The sequence below is a fragment of the Pseudomonas sp. 24 E 13 genome, from assembly GCF_900004715.1.
Classification (GTDB): Bacteria; Pseudomonadota; Gammaproteobacteria; order Pseudomonadales; family Pseudomonadaceae; genus Aquipseudomonas; species Aquipseudomonas orientalis_A.
In genome coordinates, this window is the sequence record NZ_CVTO01000151.1 from 5690 (window position 1) to 27369 (window position 21680).

A 21680-nucleotide genomic window follows, 5' to 3' on the forward strand; every position below is an offset into this window, starting at 1 on the left:
CGCCAACACCACCAGCAAGCTCAGAACGCCCGTCGCGATGATTTCGACCCGATGGGCTTCCTGGAACAGCTCACTCGCTGCCGTACATTGGCGTGGATCGAATCGCCGCATCCCAAGCGCTGACGAACTCAGCAGACTGACATATACAAATGTGGGAGGGGGCTTGCCCCCGATGGCAGTGGGTCAGTCACCTATTTGTCAACTGACCCACCACTATCGGGGCAAGCCCCCTCCCACATTTTTTGATCTACATGTTGTCAGTTCAGTACGGGAGCGCCGGCTCTCTGGGCCTTGCGACGACTGGCAACAAACAGCCCCGCCAACACCACCAGCAAGCTCAGAACGCCCGTCGCGATGATTTCGACCCGATGGGCTTCCTGGAACAGCATGATGGTCAATGTACCCACGATAAACACCATCACCGCGTAGGTCAGGCCCGGGAACAGCCACATCTTGAAGACAATCTTCTCACCCGCCGCCGCACGCTTCTGACGCATGCGCAGTTGTGACACTGCGATCACCAGGTACACCAGCAGGGCAATGGCGCCGGAACTGGCCAGCAGGAATTCAAAGACCGCCGCCGGTGCCACATAGTTGGCAAATACCGCCAGGAACGCAGCGCCGGTGGACAGCAGCACCGCCCAGTAAGGCGTACCGCTTTTATTGGTGCGCTTGGCCACAGCCGGGGCATCACCACGACGACCCAGGGAGAACAGCATGCGCGAGGCGGTGTACAGCGCCGAGTTGAGGCAACTGGTCACGGCAACCAATACCACCAGGTCGACGATCAGCTTGGCGTTCGGAATGCCCATGCGCTCGAGCACGGTCTGGTAGGAACCCACTGCAGCCAGTGTCGGATCGTTCCACGGCACCAGGGACACGACGATGAAGATCGACAAGAGATAGAACAAACCAATCCGCCAGATCACCGAGTTGGTGGCCTTGGTGATTTGCTGGCCGGGATTCTTCGACTCCGCGGCGGCAATGGTGACGATCTCAGTGCCCATGAACGAGAACATGGTGGTCAGGATCGCCGCCAGCACCGCGCCCATGCCGTTCGGCATAAAGCCCTGGGTGTCGAACAGGTGCGATACGCCGCTGACCTGGCTGGTGGGCAGCAAGCCGAAAATCGCCGCCAGGCCGAGGATAACGAAGCCCACGATCGCCACGACCTTGATCAGCGCAAACCAGAACTCGAACTCACCGTAGTTCTTCACACTGAACAGGTTGGTCGCGGTCAGCAGCAAGGTAATGATCAGGGTAAAAGCCCAGATCGCCACGTCGGGGAACCAGGCATGCAGGATGGTCGCCGCCGCGTTGGCTTCCAGCGGAATCACCAGCACCCAGAACCACCAGTACAACCAGCCGATGGTGAACCCGGCCCAGTGGCCGATTGCACGGTCGGCGTAAGTCGAGAATGAGCCGGTGTCCGGCGACGCAACCGCCATCTCGGCAAGCATGCGCATTACCAGTACCACCAGCGTACCGGCAGCCGCATAGGCCAGCAGTACGGCCGGGCCGGCGGCGGCAATCGCGTGGCCGGAGCCGACGAACAAACCGGCACCGATAACACCGGCAATCGACAGCATGGTGACATGCCGCGGTTTGAGCCCCTGTTCGAGGTCATTGGAGCTTTGCGTACTACTCATTGACACACCTTTGCGAGGAATTGCGAAAACGGTTCGCCGGGCCTGCGGTCTTTCTCGTGAAAAGAAACCAACAGGGCGTTCTTTATTTTTTACGCAAGATTTGCGCCAAAATGTAACAGAGGCACAGTTGACGTGGGCTGTAGGAAAATTCAGTAGTGATCGCAAGTCTTTGAGAACAATGGCATTCCGCTATAGCGTTACCGTGCGACTCACCTTGCAGACGGACAGGTGCACCAAAAACACACACAGAAAGTGCGTGACGCTCCATTAAAGCGCTGATAAGCGCCGTTTGCCCGGTTAACCCTTCCAACACCTGCCCAAAGCTGGCACCATCGCGCCCTTTTTTACGCGAAGCCTGTAGATGCCCCGGGTTCAAACGTCTGTTCGGTTGTAGATGGCGCGACACGCCGCTGTGCCGATGCGACACCCTGCCGCAGACCACCCGTTAACCGTCCGCAGCGCTGTTGGCTGTCATCCAAACGCTATGCTAGCTTGGCGCCTCGCCAGGAAGGCGGCCCAACAGCGAAGATCGCAACGAACACAATGAGGACCGCACATGGCCGAGGCCACGCCCGCGCTTGAAATCCGCAACTTGCATAAACGCTATGGTGAGCTGGAGGTACTCAAAGGTATCTCGCTGACCGCTCGCGACGGCGATGTGATCTCGATCCTGGGTTCCTCCGGCTCCGGCAAGTCCACCTTCCTGCGCTGCATCAACCTGCTCGAAAACCCGCACCAGGGGCAGATCCTGGTGGCCGGTGAAGAACTCAAGCTCAAGGCCGCGAAAAACGGCGAATTGTTTGCCGCCGACGGCAAGCAGATCAACCGCCTGCGCAGCGAAATCGGTTTTGTGTTTCAAAACTTTAACCTGTGGCCGCACATGAGCATCCTCGACAACATCATCGAGGCGCCTCGCCGTGTACTCGGCCAGAGCAAGGCCGAGGCGACAGAAGTGGCCGAAGCCCTGCTGGCCAAGGTCGGCATCGCTGACAAGCGTTACGCCTACCCGGCGCAACTGTCCGGTGGCCAGCAACAACGCGCCGCCATTGCGCGAACGCTGGCCATGCAGCCTAAAGTCATTCTGTTCGATGAGCCGACGTCGGCGCTTGACCCGGAAATGGTCCAGGAAGTACTTAATGTGATCCGCGCGCTGGCCGAAGAAGGCCGCACCATGCTGCTGGTCACCCACGAAATGGGCTTCGCCCGCCAAGTGTCCAGCGAAGTGGTGTTCCTGCACCAGGGCTTGGTCGAAGAGCAAGGATCGCCACAGCAGGTGTTCGACAACCCGCTTTCGGCGCGCTGCAAACAATTCATGTCCAGCAACCGCTAACGGAGCAACATGCATGCAGACCTATAAAAAATTCCTTCTGGCCGCGGCCGTCTCGATGGCGTTCAGCGCCACGGCCATGGCGGAAACCTTGAAGATGGGGATCGAAGCGGCCTACCCGCCCTTCAACAATAAAGACGCCAGCGGCAATGTCGTCGGTTTCGACAAGGACATCGGCGACGCCCTGTGCGCCAAGATGAAAGTCGAGAAGTGCGAAGTGTATGTGTCCGACTGGGACGGCATCATCCCGGCCCTGAACGCCAAGAAGTTCGACTTCCTGGTGTCCTCGCTGTCCATCACCGATGAGCGCAAGCAGGCCGTCGACTTTACCGACCCGTACTACTCCAACAAGCTGCAGTTCATTGCGCCCAAAGCCACGGCGGATTTCAAGACCGACGCCGCCTACCTCAAGGGCAAGGTGATCGGTGCACAACGTGCAACGCTGGCCGGTACCTACCTGGAAGACAAGCTGCCCGACACCGAGGCCAAGCTGTATGACACCCAGGAAAACGCCTACCTCGACCTGACGTCCGGCCGCCTCGACGGCATCCTGGCCGACAAGTACGTGCAGTACGAATGGCTCAAGAGCAAAGACGGTTCGGCCTATGAATTCAAGGGCGACCCGGTTGTAGAGAGCGACAAGATCGGCATCGCCGTACGCAAGGGCGACCCGCTGCGCGAGCGCCTGAACAAAGCCCTGGCAGAGATCAAGGCAGACGGCACCTACAAGAAGATCAACGACAAGTACTTCCCGTTCAGCATCGAATGATCTGAACGGTCTGCCCGGCGCGCTCACCTGAGCGCGTCGGCTTTCAGCAATGCCTGCCGCGATATGAAAACACCATGAATTTCGATCTCTACGGATTCGGCCCGGCGCTTGCCGCCGGCGCGCTGATGACCGTCAAACTGGCGCTCACGGCCCTGTGCCTGGGGCTGGTGCTGGGTCTGGCCGGGGCCCTGGCCAAGACTTCACCGTACAAGCCGCTGCAATGGCTGGGCGGTACCTATTCGACCATCGTTCGCGGTATTCCCGAATTGCTGTGGGTGCTGCTGATTTATTTCGGCACCGTCAACCTGATGCGCGCCCTCGGGGAGTTCTTTGGTAACCCCGACCTTTCCCTGAGCGCCTTTGCCGCCGGGGTCATCGCACTGGGCCTGTGCTTTGGCGCCTACGCCACGGAAGTGTTCCGTGGCGCGATCCTCGCCATTCCCAAGGGCCACCGCGAAGCCGGTGTGGCATTGGGACTGTCGAAATTCCGGATTTTCACGCGACTGATCATGCCGCAGATGTGGCGCATCGCCCTGCCGGGCCTGGGCAACCTGTTCATGATCCTGATGAAGGACACTGCGCTGGTGTCAGTGATCGGCCTGGAAGAAATCATGCGCCACGCGCAGATCGGCGTGACCGTGACCAAGCAGCCGTTCACCTTCTTCATGGTCGCCGCATTCATGTACCTGGGCCTGACCGTACTGGCCATGACCAGCATGCACTTCCTGGAAAAACGCGCCGCCCGCGGCTTTGCAAGGAGCGCCCAATGAGCGGTGACTACAGCTGGCTGTCGCATTTCGACCTGGGCCTGAACTGGGCCGTAATCATCAAGTGGCTGCCTAAATTGGCCCAGGGCGCAACCCTGACCCTGGAGCTGGTGGCGATCGCCGTGATTGCCGGCCTGTTGCTGGCGATCCCGCTCGGCATCGCTCGGTCTTCGCGCCGCTGGTACGTGAGCGCCCTGCCCTATGGCTACATTTTCTTCTTCCGTGGCACGCCGCTGCTGGTGCAGTTGTTCCTGGTCTATTACGGCCTGGCGCAGTTCGACGCCGTGCGCCACAGCTTCATGTGGCCCTACCTGCGCGATCCGTTCTGGTGCGCCACCGCCACCATGACCCTGCACACCGCCGCCTATATCGCTGAAATCCTGCGCGGTGCGATCCAGGCCATTCCCCCAGGCGAGATCGAAGCCGCTCGCGCCCTGGGCATGTCCAGGCCCAAGACGCTGTTCTACATCATCCTGCCCCGCGCCTCGCGTATCGGCCTGCCGGCCTATAGCAACGAAGTGATCCTGATGCTCAAGGCCAGCGCCCTGGCCAGCACCGTGACCTTGCTGGAACTGACCGGCATGGCCCGGACCATCATCGCGCGCACCTACTTGCCGGTGGAGATCTTCTTCGCGGCCGGGCTGTTCTACCTGTTGATGGCCTATGTGCTGGTGCGCGGTTTCAAACTGCTGGAAAAATGGCTGCGCGTCGATGCGTGCCAAGGACGTTGAGGCACGCTTCCAGGCACTGGATGCGTTTCTGATCGAGCACCAGGGGCTGTGGCGACCACGGCCCTTCACCCACCTGCAATTACCCTGGGAAACCGAGCATCGCGCGTTATCACAGTGGCTACGCCAGCGCTCGCTGGACGACGCCGAAGCCAGTCACAATCATCCCCACGACCTGCCGGCGCCCGCGCCTTTTCCACAACTGGCGGCCCTGGCGCTGCGCGTGGGCACTGTGGATAAGTTGCCGACACACGCGCTTGCACCCGCAGGCCATCGCCTGAATGTCGACGTTCCGGGGCGTAAATGGCAACAGATCGAAGCCTTCGGCGCCGCCCTGAATTTTGCCGTAACGCCCAACCACTGGCTGGACTGGTGCGCCGGCAAAGGCCACCTAGGCCGCCGCCTGCTGCAACCTGGCCAACAACTGACCTGCCTGGAATATGATCCGGCCCTGATCGCCTCAGGCAAAGCCTTGAGCGATCACCACGGTTTGCCCGTCAGCCATCGCCTGCAAGACGTGATGGCAGAGGTCACGATCAACTCCGAACACACGCCAGTCGCCCTGCACGCCTGTGGCGACCTCCACGTGCGCATGCTGCAACTGGCCAGCGCTGCCGGCTGCAAACAACTGGCGCTGGCACCGTGCTGCTATAACCGCATCAACGCGGACCGCTATCAAGCGCTGTCCGCGACCGGGCGCGCCTCTGCCCTGCAACTGTCAATCGATGACCTGGGCCTGCCGCTGAGCGAAACCGTCACCGCCGGCAACCGCGTACGCCAGCAACGCGATACCTCCATGGCCCGGCGCCTGGGGTTCGACCGCCTGCAACGGCAATTGCGCGGATGCGACGACTACCTGCCCACGCCCTCCCTGCCCGCCCAATGGCTGGATAAATCTTTCGCTGAATATTGCCGGGAGCTGGCACGCCTCAAGGGTTTATCCACAGGTGATCAGGATTGGCTGGCGCTGGAAGCCCATGGCTGGCGGCGCCTGGCCGAAGTACGAAACCTGGAATTGGTCAGAGGCCTGTTTCGTCGCCCGCTGGAATTATGGCTGGTGCTGGATCGGGCCCTGTTCCTGATGGAGCAGGGTTACAACGTCGAGCTGGGCAGCTTCTGTGAACCGAGCCTCACGCCACGCAACTTGATGGTGCTGGCCCAGCGCGATTAAGGGGCAAAAATTCCTACAGCGCCCTGTGGATAACTCTGTTGATGAATTCTTTACGAAGACTGTAACCATCAGCGCTACAGACCAAAAGCAGCACTGGTCATTTTTTGTTCACAAAATAAAACGCACACAAAACAGGCAGTTGCAGCGTGTTGAGAACGCCTCCACAAAATGGCGGTTATGTGACGCCTGTTACTAACCGATTGTGCATAAGCATCTGGGCTAAACCGTATAAACCGCGCTTTCACGCGTTTTTTTTCGATGCCTTCAGCAGCAGGCACAGCGCATTGATGTCGTCACTGGCGAGCCGCTTCGTCACGTTATCCAAGGGGTCTGCCGCAGAGGCCAACGCTTCGTTGATCGCCATGTCGCGGTGAACTTCAAACAGCTCTCTGCCAAGCCGATGTTGGAGCGTCTCGACCATGTCCAGGCTGAACGCACTGCGCTCATCCACCTGGTTAACCACCACTTGCACGGCAGGTGGGCACTGGCCTTCAAGATGCGGCGCAAGCAGCGTATCCAGCTGATCCAGCGTGACAAGGCACGCAGCGTCCGGCTGCACGACCGCCAACACCACATCGGCAACGCTCAGCGCTTGATGGAAATACACGTTATTACCGGCGGGCGTATCGATAATCACCGTCTGCCGCTCGCTCAAACCCAATGCCCCAAGACGTCGCGCCAGCCAGGCGGGCTCCTGCTTGAGCCAACGCTCCAGGCTCTCCTGCTGCTGGACATCGATATCGCCGAAAGTAATCACCCGGCACCCGGCAAAACCCAACTGCTGCAGCGGGCCCCATTGCCCATGCTCCAGGCTGGTGCGCCCGATACCCGGCAATGTGCAACTGACGCCAAAGTGGTGATGCAAGGCATTCTGCGGGTCCAGATCCAGCGCCACCACCGACTCCCCATGACGCTGTAAACCGCTGCTCAACGCCGTCACCAGAGTGCTGCGACCCACACCGCCATTGATAGATACCAGCGCCACTATTTTTGGACGCAACACAGGGCTCTCCAGCGGCTGGACAGGTTGATGAGATTCTTGAGGGATCGTGCCGAAAAAATGCATTCGCGCATTGATGCCGTCGGCATCACGGATGACGTCCTTGCCGAATAACGCCAGGATTTCTCTGCCAAGCCCCATTACCTGCTCCTCACGACGCAACTTAAGACGTGAAGCTCGGCAAGCGCGGGTACTTACCGCAGGTCTTATTATTAGTCGCCCTTGTGTGGGGCATTCTGTGACAACAGGGTGGCGAGTGTCATTATTTTGGTGCTATTGGCGATGAAATTTTGGATGAACGGTAAATGGTCAATTTTATGACCTTCCTTGGTGTATTTGTCTGTGCAGGTTTTCAGGCGGTGAAAATGCGGAAAAAACACGGCGATCGCGAAAAACCACAGGGTTTGCAAAAATAGTCAGAATTCAGGGGTTTACAGAACCTTTTCAGTCGCTATAATCGTCGCCCTAACACGCCGGTATAGCTCAGTTGGTAGAGCAACTGACTTGTAATCAGTAGGTCCCGGGTTCGACTCCTGGTGCCGGCACCATATCTCGAAGCCCCGCAATGCGGGGCTTTGTGGTTTCTGGGGTTTGGAAATCTCAAAATTTTAATGAGCCGTTTTCTTCAAAACGTCCAAAAAACGTCCACACTTCGTTTTCAGCCTGCTACGTAGCGTCGGCATGAAGAACCCGCAAACTGATGAGTAATGATGCCGCGTTGAGCCGGGCCGCCGCTCCCGGTGACATATTGCTGCTCTGCGGCAAAAGCAAAAGTCGCTCCCTCAACCTCGGCTATCAAACGCTGGCGCGAGACAGCCGTGCGTTGTACACGCATGTCGCATTGGTTATCAGCCCTTTCCGCGTCATCCACGCACCCCAAGCAAGGGTGTAGAAACCCGGGTGAAAACATGCGGGCCAGGGTTGATAACCTGGACCACCTATTGGGTTGGACGCAAAACTTATCTGACGATTTCACCCTGGATTTTCCTGCCATCCTTGCATCAGGCATCTACGAATCCGAAGAAGAAATAACCTCAGCAAGTCGATGCTTGTTGAATATTGCTGACTTCGCCAATGCCATAAGCAGTTGGGACGCTATGCGAACAGCAGTGCTGGCTACCTTTGAGGAACGGCCTTCTCTGGAGTTGACAACGACCCACCCATCCGCGCCCTACACACCTCCAAAATCTCATCCGCCAACGCCGAATCATCCGGGCAAGCACGCGACAACATAATCGCGCCCACCGCCCTCGCCAGTAGATCAATCATTTTCGCCCGCGCCTCTTCCGGCACTTCATCCGGGCCAGTCGGGCATTTTTCGCCGAGCGTCTGCAACAAGCGTTCGATGCCTCCAGCGAAGGCCGACTTCAATTCCCCCGACTGACGCGCCGCGTCACCGCATAACGCCGCCATGGTGCAACCCGTGGCGCGGCCGTCACGATGTTCCCTGGACACGTATAGATCGATGAAGTCCTTCACACTCAGTTTTTCGGCACCGGCCAGGGATTGCGCGAGGCTGTTGGCCGAAGCTTCGGCCATCAGGTCAGCCTTGGAGCCGAAGTGTTTGTAGAAGCCGCCATGGGTGAAGCCGGCGGCGGCCATCAGGTCGGCCACGCCGACGCCGTCAAAGCCGCGCTCGCGAAACACGACTGACGCCGTTTCGACGATGTGCTCCCGGTTTGCCTGGGCCTGGGCCTTGGATACGCGCATGTTCGATTCCTCTCTACCACTGGATGCACTGGCCAATGATACATAGATGTCGTTCATAATCAAAACCGTTGACAGCTTAGATTTCGATCATCATCCTAATCACCAGCGGTATGACCTTCCTCCAAACGCACGGAAATCTCCGTCCCTGACCAAAGAGCTGACATCATGACTACTCGCCCTACCGTTCTCATCACTGGCGCTTCCACTGGCATCGGCGCGGTTTATGCCGAGCGTTTCGCCCAACGCGGGCATGATCTGGTGTTGGTCGCCCGCGATCATTCTCGCCTGGAAACGCTCGCCGCGACCCTGCGCGACAAACACAACGTCGCCATCGATGTGCTCCAGGCCGACCTGACGCAACTCAACGACCTGCACGCCGTCGAAGCGCGCCTGCGCGATGACGCGCGCATCGGTATCCTGGTCAACAATGCCGGCGCCGCACAATCGGGCACGTTTATCGAGCAAAGCACTGACAGCGTTGCGCAACTGGTGGCCCTCAACACCACCGCGCTGGTGCGGCTCGCGAGCGCCATCGCGCCACGCCTGGCCAAGGCAGGTGAAGGCTCGATCATCAACATCGGTTCGGTGGTGGGGCTGGCGCCTGAGTTCGGCATGTCGGTGTATGGGGCGACCAAGGCGTTTGTGCTGTTCCTGTCCCAAGGACTGAGCCTGGAACTGTCGCCTCGGGGTGTTTACGTGCAAGCCGTGCTGCCCGCCGCGACCCGCACGGAGATCTGGGATCGCGCCGGTATCGACATCAACACCTTGAGCGAAATCATGGAAGTGGATGCGCTGGTGGATGCCGCACTGCTCGGCTTCGACCGTCGCGAACCAGTGACCATTCCCGCGCTGCAGGACGGCGAGCGTTGGGATGCGCTGCAAACCGCGCGCCAGGGGCTTTTGGCGCAGGTCAAGCAGTCCACCGTGGCGCAGCGCTATCTACCATGAAGGCATTTTTTATCGATCGCTACGGCAAGCAAGACGGAATGATTGGCCATGTACCTGACCCTGCGGTCGGTGTGCATGACGTGCTGATCCAGGTGCATGCAGCAAGCGTGAACCCGCTGGACTCCAAGATCAGCACGGGGGAGTTCAAACTGATCCTGCCCTACAGGTTTCCGTTGATATTGGGCAATGATCTGGCCGGAGTGGTGGTTCGCACAGGTGCGGCGGTCACGCGATTCAAGCCGGGAGACGAGGTCTATGCACGCCCTCCCGAGTCACGGATCGGGACCTTTGCCGAGTTGATCGCCGTGCATGAAAACGCGCTGGCGTTCAAACCCTCGAACCTGAGCATGGCCGAAGCGGCTGCCATGCCCTTGGCCGCCTTGACGGCCTGGCAGGTGCTGGTTGAAACCGCCCAGGTGAAAAGAGGCCAGAAGGTGTTGATTCATGCCGGTTCCGGCGGTGTCGGCACGCTCGCCATCCAGCTCGCCAAGCACCTCGGCGCCTTCGTGGCGACCACCACCAGTACGGCGAATGTCGAATGGGTGAAAGCACTTGGGGCAGATGTGGTCATCGATTACAAACAGCAGGATTTTGCCAACGAGTTGCACGATTTCGACATGGTATTGAACAGCCTCGGCAGCGATGTACTGGAGAAGTCGCTCAAGGTGCTCAAGCCTGGTGGACAGCTTATTTCTCTGTCAGGACCGCCCACCGCGCAATTTGCCCAATCGCAGGGCTTGCCCTGGGTGCTGGGGCAGGTCATGCGCCTGCTGAGCAGCGGCATTCGCAGAAAAGCCCGCAAGCGCGGGGTGAGCTATGCATTTTTGTTTATGCATGCCGATGGAATACAACTGCAGAAAATCACTGCGCTGATCGAGGCGGGCGTTATCAAACCGGTCATCGACCGCTCCTTTCCTTTCGAATCGACCGCGCAGGCATTGCGGTACGTCGATCAGGGAAGGGCAAAAGGCAAGGTCACCATCACCCTCCAATAAGCTTATTTCGAGCATAAAAAAACCCCGAGCCAGTCGGGGTTTTTCATGGCCTGGTATCAGGCACGACGTGCGATCAATCAGAAAACATTGATCGGGTAGTCGGCGAACAGGCGCAGCTCGTTACCGCCTACGTTGTAGTTGCTGGCGTTGTTGGAAACGCGCAACCACGAGGCACGCGCACGCAGGCTCAGGTCTTTGGCCGGGCCGCTTTGGACCACGTACTTGAACTGGTTCCAGATTTCGCGCTCGGTGCCATCGCCACGGCCGGTGCCGTCGTCGATGTTGGTACCGCGCACGTAGGCAACGTTGTAAGTCAGGCCCGGTACACCGAAGGTGGTGAAGTCGATGCCGTAGCCGGCCTGCCAGGAGCGCTCGTCCTTGCCGTTGAAGTCGGACCAGTAGGAGTTGGCCAGCAGGATGGTATTGCCGCCATCGCCGATGCCGCCGGCGTTGCGGTAGCCGCCGTACAGGTAGCCGGTGTCGCCGGTGCTGCGCTGGTGAGCGACGGTGAAGCTGTGCGGGCCAACAGCCCAGGTAGCGCCCAGGCTCCAGATTTTGTTGTCGCGTGCGTCCGCATCACCTTGGTTTTCCAGGGCGAAGCTGCGGTCCAGCTTGGTTTTGTAGCCGTTGAAGTCAAAGGTCAGCGACTGTTTCTCTGGCAGCGCCAGCACGTAGTTGACGTTGACGTATTGCTTCTTCAGCACGTCCTGCATATCGGAGGCATACAGGGCAGCCGACAGGCTTTCGGTGAATTTGTAGCTGCCACCGATGTAGTTGATGCTCTTCAGGCGGCCGCTGTCGCTGCCTTCGGCACTCTTGCGGGCTTCCTTGGTGAAGTGACCGGCGTCCAGTTGCAGGCCGGCGATTTCCTTGGAAACGATCGAGGTGCCCTCGTAGGTTTCCGACAACAGGCGCGAGTTGTCGTACTGCAGGACCGGCACGGCCGGCATCTGCTGACCGTATTTGATCACGGTGTTGGAAATGCGCGCCTTGACGGCTGCGCCGCCTTTGGCCAGATCGTTGGCCGCTTCGCCGCTGTCGCCTTGCTTGAAGAAATCGATACCGCCGGCGCCGCTGCGACCTTTACCGCCGTCCAGACGGATGGCGTATTGGCCGATCACGTCCACACCCACCCCTACCGTGCCCTGGGTGAAACCGGACTCGAACTTGCCGATGAAGCCCTGGCCCCACTCGGCTTTGTCCTGCTTGCCGTTTTTGTAGTCACGGCTGATGTAGGCGTTGCGTGCTGCGATGTTCAGGTGGCTGTCTTCGACGAAACCCTTGGATTGCTCCTGGTCGTTCGCCATGGCTGTCGATGCGCTCAAAATCCCCAGAGCGATCAGACTCATCCGTTGCTTCAACATGTTCTTATATTCCTTATTACTGGTTGAGTACGCGCTATGACACCAGGCCCCTATCATTTTCCGGTGTCGACTTTCTCCAAAAAAAACAAGGCCCGCGGACGACTGAACTGCCGCGGGCCTTTTCTTATTGGATGAGTCATGGCTGTCAGCCACAGGCGTTGGGCGCAATCCTATGCGCGCGTTGAACTATGTGTCAATTTCGTGAAGCACCTGTATTTAGGCTAAATAATTCTAAGCACAGACCTATTGCGCTTGGGTAACCGTCCAAAAATCCCAACAGCCCCTGCAAAAAAACACACTAAGTAACAAATTAACCGACGATACGTTTGGGAATAGATCCCGCAAGCAAATGCAAAGCATTACCATTTGCGCGCTTTCTCATCCCTGACAATTCGGACACTTTTTCCCATGCCTGCCCCTCGCCTGACGCCCGTTCTTCTTGGGCTTTCTGCTGTGCTGTCTGCCGGTTTTGCCTGTGCTACCACAGTGTTGCCTGCCACCTCGATCAGCGCGGAACTCGACGAAGACGACCCACGCATCAAGCAAAGCACCACTGCCACGCGCACCGCGACCGCCGTGCGTTACGTGCCCCAGGCGATTGATTCGGTGAAAACCGACAGCCTGCGCGCCTATGGCACCCACGATCTGGGCCAGGCGTTGAGCGGTATCCCCAACGTCAGCAGCGGCGCCGACACGCGCTTCGACAGCCTGCGTATCCGCGGTTTCGATGCGAGCAATGACTTTTACCTGGACGGCATCCGCGACGACAGCCAATACGTGCGTGACCTGCACAACATCGAGCGTATCGAGGTGCTGAAGGGCCCGGCAGCGGTGCTTTACGGGCGCGGCGGCCAGGGCGGGATCGTCAACCGTGTGAGCAAACTGCCAAGTCCCGGCCGCGCATCCAGCTTAGAAGCCCAGGGCGGCAGCAACGATTTGCGCAGCCTGTACGCCGACCTGAGTACCGACCCCAGCGATAACATCAGCCTGCGCCTGAACATGGGCAACCAGGACAACAACAGCTTTCGCGATGGCGTCAGTGGCAACCGCCAGTTGTTCGCGCCGTCGATGAGCTGGCAACTCACGCCCGAGCTGAACTGGCTGGTGCAATACGAATACAGCCGCTACAACCGCACGCCGGACCGCGGCATTCCTGGCGTCAATGGGCGTCCTGCGGATGTGAGCCGCAGCACTACCTATTTCTCCAGCGGCGATTACATCGATGACACATCCCAGTCCCTGCGCTCCAAACTGGCCTATGAGCTCAACGACAACTGGCAACTGCGCCACACCCTGGGCGTGTTCAAGCTCGACAGCGATTTCGACAACACCTACCAGACCGGCTACGACGCGAGAACCAACACCGTCAGCCGCCAGCACTGGCAGCAGGACCTGACCACCCGCAACGTGTTCAACAACCTTGAACTGGAAGGGGGTTTCGAGACCTTCGGGCTGGAGCACCGCCTGCTCACCGGGATTGAACTGGGCAGCCAGCGCCGCGACCCGAAACTCTACTCGGCCACCGCGCCCAATCGGGGCGGCCAGGCTGTACCGAGCCTGAATCTGCACCAACCCAACCGTCACCTCAGGCATACCGGGCGCATGAGCGTTTCGAGCGACAACCACACTGAAGTCGAAAGCCGCGCCCTGTACGTGCAGGATCAACTGCGCCTGAACGATCAGTGGCAACTGTTGGGCGGGCTGCGTTATGACCGCTTCGAAGTCGACACCACCAACAAGCTGCTCAACACTCAACAGGACGTGAAAAGCCACAGCACCAGCCCCCGCGTCGGCCTGGTGTGGACGCCGCTGGAGCATCACTCCTTCTATGCTTCGTGGAGCAAGACGTTCTCCCCGGCAGGCGGCGGTTTGATCGGCATCACGCCGAACGCCGCCGGCAGCGTCAACGACCTGAGCCCCGAGCTGACCAAACAGAAAGAAATCGGGGTGAAAAGCGATTGGCTTGACGACCGCTTGAGCACCACCCTGGCGGTGTACGAGCTTGAACTCTACAACCGCCGCACCAGCGACCCGCTGGACCGCACCATTACCCTGCTGACAGGCAAGCAACGTTCGCGCGGCATCGAGCTGACCGCCACCGGCAAGCTCGTCGGCAATTGGTATGTGCGCGGCGGCATCGGCCTGCAGGATGCCAAGGTCGAGGAGGACAACAACGGTTTCGAAGGCAAGCGCATCAGCGACGTGGCCAAGCGCAATGCCAGCGTGTTCATCACCTGGAAACCGGAGATGGGCTGGTACGCGGAAACCGGCCTGACCCTGGTCGGTGACCGTTATGCCGACAACCTCAACACGGTGGTATTACCCGGTTATGGCCGCTGGGACGCGCTGGCCGGGTTCCGTCAGAAAGAATGGGACGTGAGGGCTGCGCTGAACAATATCGCCGACAAACGCTACTACGCCTCGGCCACCAGCGTCGCGCAGATTCAGCCGGGGGAGCCGCGTAGCGTGGTGGTGACAGGCACCTACAGCTTCTAAAGTTTCTCGCGCGATGTGGCAGCTGTTCAGTGACTCATCAGCTCGCACAACACCTGCACCTCATCCTCCGTGAACAAACCCGCCGGGTAGCGTTCGCTCATCACGCTGCGCAAGTCAGGCTGTTGCCTGACTTGCCGCGAGCCGTTTTCCCTCAACCAGAGCCCCAGCGCGTGGATGGCATCGCCATCGACCCGCACCGGGTGGAACGTGCGCATGTAGATCGGGTTGATTTCGGCATTCATTTCAGCGCTCTCTCCTGCTGCGTGAGCGGCTAACGTACTCAAGGTATGTGACAGAACAACGCGGTCTTGACCTGAGTCCCTGTCGCCTCTCTGCGATACAAGAGCTATGCCAATGTCCCGTATTCACGGGTATTGAGAAGCAAAAAAGCCCGCGACCTTGCAGGGCCACGGGCTTGCCTGGAACACCGCTATCTCGCGGTGCTCACTCGCCATCAAGGCACTGTTACAACTGCACTCAATTTCTCTGCGGGGCGGGCTGCTGCTGGGTCAGGCAGTGAATGTTGCCGCCCCCCAGTAACAGTTCGCGGCCCGGCACCATCACTACTTCGTGTTGCGGGAACAGGTTCTGCAGGATCTGCTTGGCCTGGTGGTCCAGCGGGTCGTCGAAGCTCGGCGCGATGATGCCGCCGTTGACGATCAGGAAGTTTACGTAGGAGCCGGCCAAGCGCACGCTCGGATTACGTTCCTGGCTCCCGTCCACCGGATCGACACCGGCACATTCTTCCTCGGTAGCGTACAGCGGCCCTGGAATCGGCATCTTGTGCACCGTGAACGAGCGGCCCTGGGCGTCAGTGCTGCTTTGCAGTACGTCCATGGCGGCATGGCAGCGCGCGTAGTTCGGGTCTTGCGGGTCGTCGGTCCAGGCCAGCAGCACTTCACCGGGGCGCACGTAGCAGCAGAAGTTATCCACATGGCCGTCGGTTTCGTCGTTGAACAGGCCATCCGGCAACCAGATGATCTTATCCACAGCCAGGTTGGCGCTGAGTACCGCTTCAATGGCTGCGCGATCCAGGTGCGGATTGCGGTTGCGGTTCAACAGGCACTCTTCGGTGGTGATCAGGGTGCCTTCGCCGTCGACGTGAATGGAACCGCCCTCCAGTACGAAGCCTTCGGTGCGGTAACGTGAGGCGCGCTCGATCTCGAGAATCTTGCCGCCCACTTGTGAGTCGCGGTTCCACGGCGCATACAAACCGCCGTCAAACCCGCCCCAGGCGTTGAAATCCCAGTTCACACCGCGCACTTCGCCGCTGTCGTTGATCACGAATGTCGGGCCGGTGTCCCGCACCCACGCGTCGTCGCTGGACATCTCCACCACGCGGATATTCGGCACGTCGAGGCGGCTGCGGGCGTTTTCGTACTGGCCGGCGGAAACCGCGACGGTCACCGGTTCGAACCGTGCGATGGCCTTGGCCACGGCCACGTGGGCCGCCTGCGCCGGCTTGCCGCCCAGGCGCCAGTTGTCCGGGCGCTCGGGCCAGATCATCCAGGTCTGGGTTTGTGGCGCCCATTCGGCGGGCATATGAAAGCCATCGGCGCGAGGCGTGCTGTGCAAGGTAGTCATGACGATGAAGGCTCCGAATGGGGTGAAAGCCGACTTTATAACGGATAAATATCGGCTTTAGTAGCTTAAAAATATGGAATTTTATAAAAACAATCGCATTCAGCCGATAACAATCGATTTTTACAACTGTCACCCGGCAAATTTTCAGAACGAAGCCCCTCAGGGCACTGTCAATGTTGAAGTTAAGGTCTTGCTGACTGCCCAGAGATCGCAATGTGCCACTCAGGCCGTAACAGTGCTCAAGCAGATAGCTGCCTGCTCAAGGCTCAACCAGAGGCACGGCAGACTGGCGCGATGGACCAATGGGGCGAGCAACATTGTGACGACCTCGGTTTTATCAGGCGTCTATATCGCCATTGTTCGGGGGCGTTAATCAACCCCTCCTGCTCGCCGCGCTTGCGCCCGTTCGATTCACAACTCAAGCTATGCTTCTTTCGCTTAATGTCCGTCTAAGGAAAAGGCCCTCGACATGCGCATTCTCATCACCGGCGGTGCCGGATTTATTGGCTCGGCCCTGATCCGGCATCTGATCCAGCACACTGAGCACGAAGTGCTCAACCTGGACAAGCTCACGTACGCCGGCAACCTTGAGTCGCTGGCCAGCATTGCGTCCAACAGCCGCTACGAGTTCGTCCAGGCCGATATCATCGACCAGGCCACCGTCAGCGCCGTACTGGCGCGCTTTGAGCCAGACGCGATCATGCACCTGGCGGCCGAGTCCCATGTGGACCGTTCCATCGACGGCCCGTCGGATTTTATCCAGACCAACATCGTCGGCACCTACAGCCTGCTCGAAGCCACCCGTGCCTATTGGCAGAAGCTGGCTGAACCGGCCAAAAGCGCGTTCCGTTTTCACCACATCTCCACCGACGAGGTGTACGGCGACCTGCACGGCGTGGACGATCTGTTCACCGAAACCACGCCTTACGCCCCCAGCTCGCCGTACTCGGCCAGCAAGGCAGCCTCCGACCACCTGGTCCGCGCCTGGCAGCGTACCTACGGCCTGCCGGTGCTGTTGACCAACTGCTCGAACAACTACGGGCCGTTCCACTTCCCTGAGAAACTGATCCCACTGGTGATTCTCAACGCCCTCGCGGGCAAGCCGCTGCCGGTGTATGGCGATGGTCTGCAAGTGCGCGACTGGCTGTTCGTCGAGGATCACGCCCGTGCGCTGCTGAAGGTGGTGACGACTGGGGTGGTGGGCGAGACCTACAACATCGGCGGCCACAACGAACAGAAGAATATCGACGTCGTACGCGGCATCTGCGCGCTGTTGGAAGAGCTGGCGCCACAGCGTCCGGCCGGCGTGGAAAAATTCACCGACCTGATTACTTTCGTCAAGGATCGTCCGGGCCACGACCAACGCTACGCGATCGACGCCAGCAAAATCGAGCGCGAACTGGGCTGGGTCCCGGAAGAAACCTTTGAGACCGGACTGCGCAAGACCGTGCAGTGGTACCTCGATAACCTGGAATGGTGCCGCAGGGTCCAGGATGGCAGCTATCAAGGTGAACGACTTGGCAATACTGACGTAAAGGATCTGATCGCATGATGAAGGGAATTGTATTGGCCGGCGGTTCCGGCACCCGTTTGCACCCCATTACCCTGGGCGTGTCCAAACAACTGTTGCCGGTGTATGACAAGCCGATGATCTACTACCCGATCTCGGTGCTGATGCTGGCGGGGATCAAGGACATCCTGGTGATTTCTACGCCGGTGGACCTGCCGCAATACCGCAACCTGCTGGGTGACGGCAGCCAGTTCGGCGTGCGCTTCAGCTATGCAGAACAGCCTTCGCCCGATGGTTTGGCCCAGGCGTTCATCATTGGCGAGGAGTTCATTGGTAACGACCCGGTGTGCCTGATCCTGGGAGACAACATCTTCCACGGCCAGCACTTCGGTGATCAGCTGCGCAATGCCGCAAAACGCCCATCCGGCGCCACGGTGTTCGGCTACTGGGTCAAGGACCCGGAGCGTTTCGGCGTGATCGATTTCGACAAGGACGGCCGCGCCCTGTCGATTGAAGAGAAACCGACCAAGCCTAAATCCAGCTATGCGGTGACCGGCCTGTATTTCTACGACAACGACGTGATCAAGATCGCCAAGGCCGTGCAGCCTTCGCCACGCGGCGAGTTGGAGATTACCGACGTCAACAACGCCTACCTCAAGCGCGGCGACCTGCATGTTGAACGTTTTGGGCGCGGCTTCGCCTGGCTCGACACCGGCACCCATGACAGCCTGCTGGAAGCGTCCACTTACGTGCAGACCATCGAGCATCGCCAGGGCCTGAAAGTCGCCTGCCTGGAAGAAATCGCCTACGACAACGGCTGGATTGATCGTGACTATTTGCTGGAACGGGCTAAATATTTCGGCAAAACCGGCTATGGTCAATATCTGTACATGTTGGCCGGGAACCCTAAATGAATGTGAGCACCACTGAGCTGCCTGGTGTATTGGTCATCGAACCGAAAGTATTCGGCGATGACCGCGGCTTTTTTTACGAGAGCTTCAACGCCCGCGAGTTTGAAAACGCCAGCGGGTTGAAACTTCAGTTTGTGCAGGACAACCACTCACGCTCCTTGAAAGGCGTGCTGCGTGGCCTGCACTACCAGGTCGAACACGCCCAGGGAAAACTGGTGCGTGTGACGGCTGGGGAAGTGCTGGATGTGGCGGTGGATATCCGCCGCAGCTCTCCTCATTTCGGTAAATGGGCCAGCGTGCGCCTGTCTGCCGAAAACAATCGGCAGCTGTGGATACCACCGGGCTTTGCCCACGGTTTCCTTGTGCTGAGCGATTACGCCGAATTCCTCTACAAGACGACGGATTACTACACCCCGTCGGCAGAGCGTTGCATTCGCTGGGACGACACGGACCTCAATATCGATTGGCAGCTCGATGGCCCACCGACCCTGTCCGCCAAGGATCAGGTAGGTAAAAGCCTGAAGGATGCGGACCTGTTCCCGTGACAGCGCCCCTGAAGATATTGATCACCGGTCAGCACGGCCAGGTCTCCCAGGCGCTGCAACAGCGCCTCCAGGGCCTGGGCGAACTCGTCGTGCTGGGCCGCGACCAGCTTGATCTGGCCAACGCCGAGCAGATTCGCCAACAGGTGCGCGCTCACCGTCCCGACCTGATCATCAACGCCGCCGCCCACACTGCGGTCGATCAGGCCGAAAGCGAGCCGGACGCAGCTTTCGCCATCAACGCCATCGCTCCCGGCATTCTCGCCGAAGAAGCCAAGGCGTTGGGTATCCCGCTGATTCATTACTCCACCGACTACGTGTTCGACGGCAGCAAACCTGCCCCGTACACCGAAAACGACACGCCCAACCCACTGGGTGTGTACGGCCAGAGCAAACTGGCGGGTGAACAGGCGATTGCGGCTGTAGGTGGCAAGTACCTGATTCTGCGCACCAGTTGGGTGTATTCCAGCCACGGCAAGAACTTCCTGCTGACCATGCAGCGCCTGCTGCAGGAAAAACCGCAGATGCGCATCGTCGCCGACCAGATCGGCGCGCCGACGTGGGCCGGGACTATCGCCGACAGTACGCGCGCACTGATCGAGCGCTGGCAAGCCGGTGACGCCGGCGAGTGGGGCGTTTATCACCTGACTGCCCAGGGTGAAACCTCATGGTTCGGCTTTGCCGAGGCGATTGGCGAGCAACTGCGTGCCGAAGGCAAACCCTGTGCCGAGCTGGAAGCGATCCCGTCCAGCGCCTACCCAACACCCGCCATGCGCCCGCTGAACTCACGCCTCGATTGCAGCCGCCTGCAGCAGCACTGGCACGTCAGCCAGCCGCAATGGCAGGACGCATTGCACGAGTGTCTTGCCAGGCAGCACTAGGCATAATGCGCCTGTACCCACAGGCGCATGATCCCCATGACCCCACCTCTTCCACGAAGACCCCGCTGGCGCAGCCTGGCCCTGTTGGCGTTGTGCCTGGCGCCGCTGCTATGGCCGCTGGAACACTTGGCCGAGCGCTACTACCGCAGCGAACTGGCCGGGCAGAACCGTCAGACCCTGGACCTGTACGTCGCCAACCTGTTGGGCACCCTGCATCGCTATGAAGTGCTGCCGCAGATCCTCGGTGACCTGCCGGCCCTGCGCACCGCGCTGGATGCGCCGCAGATCAGCACCAACCTGGTCAATGCCAACGTGCTGCTCAAGGATGTCGCCGCCCAGGCCGGGGTGGAGGTGATGTACCTGATGGACACCACCGGCAAGACCCTCGCCGCGTCCAACTGGGATAAGCAAGACAGCTTTGTAGGGCGCAATTTTTCCTTTCGCCCCTATTTCAGCGAAGCCATGGCCGGGCGCCTGGGACGCTTTTTCGGGCTGGGCACCACCTCGGCCAAGCGCGGCTATTTCTTCGCCGCCGCCGTGCGCGATGATGAGAAAATCATCGGTGTGCTGGTGGTCAAGGTCGACCTGGACCACACCGAGAGCCTGTGGGGCAATACCCCGGAACAACTGCTGGTGACCGACCACAATGGCGTGGTGATCCTCACCTCGCGCCCGCAATGGCGGTTCCGCGCCACACGCCCGCTGACCGACGAAGAACGCCAGGCCATTATTGCCATCCAGCCCTACCCGACCCGTGATCCGCAGCCACTGAACCTCAGCAGCAGCGCCTGGCTGCGTCAATCCACCGCCATCGCCGAAACCGGCTGGAACGTGGAAATCCTCGCCCCACAGTCGCTGATCAACCGCCCGGTGCGCACCGTGGTGGCCGTCGGCGGCGCGACATTGCTGGTGCTGATGCTGCTGCTCGGCTTGATGATGCAGCGCCGTCGCCATTATCTGGAGCGCATCGCCTTCGAAGCCAAGGCCCGCCGCGAGCTGGAAATGCGCGTGGCCGAGCGGACCAGCGACCTGGAGGGCCTGAATCGGCGCCTGAAACAGGAAGTGCTGGAGCGCGAACACGCCCAGCAGGAACTGGTACGCGCCCAGGACGACCTGGTACAGGCCGGTAAACTCTCGGCGCTGGGCACCATGTCGGCCAGCATCAGCCATGAACTGAACCAACCCCTGGCGGCGATTCGCAGCTACGCGGAAAACGCTGAAGTGCTGCTCGACCATGAACGCACCGCCGATGCCCGCGGTAACCTCAAGTTGATCAGCGAACTGACCGGGCGCATGGCGTCGATCATCGCGCACTTGCGCGCGTTCGC

At 59.8% G+C, this 21680-nt stretch carries 19 protein-coding genes, 1 tRNA gene and 1 pseudogene; 14 read left to right on the forward strand and 7 right to left on the reverse strand.

Features of this window, described 5'->3' with window-relative positions:
- Positions 1-257: 257 nt before the first annotated feature.
- Positions 258-1649 carry a GABA permease gene (gabP, locus tag BFP90_RS22585; protein ID WP_065892681.1) on the reverse strand — a complete coding sequence of 464 codons (1392 nt, stop codon included), beginning with the start codon at positions 1647-1649 and terminating at the stop codon, positions 258-260.
- A gap of 556 nt (positions 1650-2205) precedes the next feature.
- Between gabP and BFP90_RS22590 the strand changes: the two genes are divergently transcribed.
- The 5 genes from BFP90_RS22590 (at position 2206) to BFP90_RS22610 (ending at position 6411) form a co-directional block, all read left to right on the forward strand.
- Positions 2206-2979 carry an ABC transporter ATP-binding protein gene (locus BFP90_RS22590; protein ID WP_065898021.1) on the forward strand — a complete coding sequence of 258 codons (774 nt, stop codon included), beginning with the start codon at positions 2206-2208 and terminating at the stop codon, positions 2977-2979.
- Positions 2980-2992: 13 nt separating this feature from the next.
- Entirely contained in the window at positions 2993-3745 is a 753-nt protein-coding gene (locus tag BFP90_RS22595; protein ID WP_005783892.1) for an ABC transporter substrate-binding protein, read from the forward strand.
- A 74-nt stretch (positions 3746-3819) separates the two neighbouring features.
- Positions 3820-4515, forward strand: a complete 696-nt coding sequence (locus tag BFP90_RS22600) for an ABC transporter permease (RefSeq protein ID WP_065892679.1) — start codon at positions 3820-3822, stop codon at positions 4513-4515.
- Between the two features lie 38 nt (positions 4516-4553).
- Positions 4554-5243 (forward strand): ABC transporter permease, encoded by a 690-nt coding sequence (locus BFP90_RS22605; protein ID WP_065892682.1) that lies wholly within the window; start codon positions 4554-4556, stop codon positions 5241-5243.
- Complete coding sequence (locus tag BFP90_RS22610; protein ID WP_065898022.1) at positions 5224-6411, forward strand: methyltransferase; 1188 nt, start codon at positions 5224-5226, stop codon at positions 6409-6411. The genes BFP90_RS22605 and BFP90_RS22610 overlap by 20 nt, the downstream gene beginning before the upstream one ends.
- Positions 6412-6652: 241 nt before the next feature.
- Here BFP90_RS22610 and bcsQ read toward each other — a convergent pair whose 3' ends face one another.
- Positions 6653-7552, reverse strand: a complete 900-nt coding sequence (bcsQ, locus tag BFP90_RS22615) for a cellulose biosynthesis protein BcsQ (RefSeq protein ID WP_065898023.1) — start codon at positions 7550-7552, stop codon at positions 6653-6655.
- A gap of 331 nt (positions 7553-7883) precedes the next feature.
- On the opposite strand from bcsQ, the gene BFP90_RS22625 reads away from it, so the two are divergent.
- Positions 7884-7959, forward strand: a tRNA-Thr gene (locus BFP90_RS22625).
- Between the two features lie 568 nt (positions 7960-8527).
- Here BFP90_RS22625 and BFP90_RS22630 read toward each other — a convergent pair.
- Positions 8528-9121: a TetR/AcrR family transcriptional regulator gene (locus BFP90_RS22630; RefSeq protein WP_065898025.1), complete on the reverse strand. Its 594-nt coding sequence runs from the start codon at positions 9119-9121 to the stop codon at positions 8528-8530.
- 165 nt (positions 9122-9286) lie between these two features.
- Between BFP90_RS22630 and BFP90_RS22635 the strand changes: the two genes are divergently transcribed.
- Complete coding sequence (locus BFP90_RS22635; protein WP_065898026.1) at positions 9287-10069, forward strand: SDR family NAD(P)-dependent oxidoreductase; 783 nt, start codon at positions 9287-9289, stop codon at positions 10067-10069.
- On the forward strand, positions 10066-11064 hold the full coding sequence (locus BFP90_RS22640) for an NADP-dependent oxidoreductase (protein ID WP_065898027.1): 999 nt from the start codon (positions 10066-10068) through the stop codon (positions 11062-11064). The genes BFP90_RS22635 and BFP90_RS22640 overlap by 4 nt, the downstream gene beginning before the upstream one ends.
- Before the next feature lie 77 nt (positions 11065-11141).
- Here the strand turns inward: BFP90_RS22640 and BFP90_RS22645 are convergent, their stop codons facing one another.
- Complete coding sequence (locus BFP90_RS22645) at positions 11142-12428, reverse strand: OprD family porin (protein ID WP_065892667.1); 1287 nt, start codon at positions 12426-12428, stop codon at positions 11142-11144.
- Positions 12429-12836: 408 nt separating this feature from the next.
- Between BFP90_RS22645 and BFP90_RS22650 the strand changes: the two genes are divergently transcribed.
- Complete coding sequence (locus tag BFP90_RS22650) at positions 12837-14924, forward strand: TonB-dependent receptor (protein WP_065898028.1); 2088 nt, start codon at positions 12837-12839, stop codon at positions 14922-14924.
- Positions 14925-14950: 26 nt separating this feature from the next.
- Here the strand turns inward: BFP90_RS22650 and BFP90_RS22655 are convergent, their stop codons facing one another.
- The 3 genes and pseudogenes from BFP90_RS22655 to BFP90_RS29730 all read right to left on the reverse strand — a co-directional run.
- Complete coding sequence (locus BFP90_RS22655) at positions 14951-15166, reverse strand: hypothetical protein (protein ID WP_065892665.1); 216 nt, start codon at positions 15164-15166, stop codon at positions 14951-14953.
- Positions 15167-15401: 235 nt separating this feature from the next.
- Positions 15402-16508 (reverse strand): agmatine deiminase, encoded by a 1107-nt coding sequence (gene aguA, locus BFP90_RS22660; protein ID WP_057725458.1) that lies wholly within the window; start codon positions 16506-16508, stop codon positions 15402-15404.
- Positions 16509-16641: 133 nt separating this feature from the next.
- Positions 16642-16826: pseudogene (locus BFP90_RS29730) on the reverse strand (hypothetical protein); the annotation flags it as partial.
- 151 nt (positions 16827-16977) lie between these two features.
- Between BFP90_RS29730 and rfbB the strand changes: the two are divergent.
- The 5 genes from rfbB to BFP90_RS22685 form a co-directional block, all read left to right on the forward strand.
- Entirely contained in the window at positions 16978-18060 is a 1083-nt protein-coding gene (gene rfbB / locus BFP90_RS22665; RefSeq protein WP_032894082.1) for a dTDP-glucose 4,6-dehydratase, read from the forward strand.
- On the forward strand, positions 18057-18932 hold the full coding sequence (gene rfbA, locus BFP90_RS22670; protein WP_065883189.1) for a glucose-1-phosphate thymidylyltransferase RfbA: 876 nt from the start codon (positions 18057-18059) through the stop codon (positions 18930-18932). Before rfbB ends, rfbA begins: the two co-directional genes overlap by 4 nt.
- Complete coding sequence (gene rfbC, locus BFP90_RS22675; protein ID WP_065883191.1) at positions 18929-19474, forward strand: dTDP-4-dehydrorhamnose 3,5-epimerase; 546 nt, start codon at positions 18929-18931, stop codon at positions 19472-19474. The genes rfbA and rfbC overlap by 4 nt, the downstream gene beginning before the upstream one ends.
- Entirely contained in the window at positions 19471-20352 is an 882-nt protein-coding gene (rfbD, locus tag BFP90_RS22680; RefSeq protein WP_065898029.1) for a dTDP-4-dehydrorhamnose reductase, read from the forward strand. The genes rfbC and rfbD overlap by 4 nt, the downstream gene beginning before the upstream one ends.
- Before the next feature lie 36 nt (positions 20353-20388).
- A partial coding sequence (locus BFP90_RS22685) for a sensor histidine kinase (RefSeq protein WP_065898031.1) occupies positions 20389-21680 on the forward strand: 1292 nt, incomplete at its 3' end.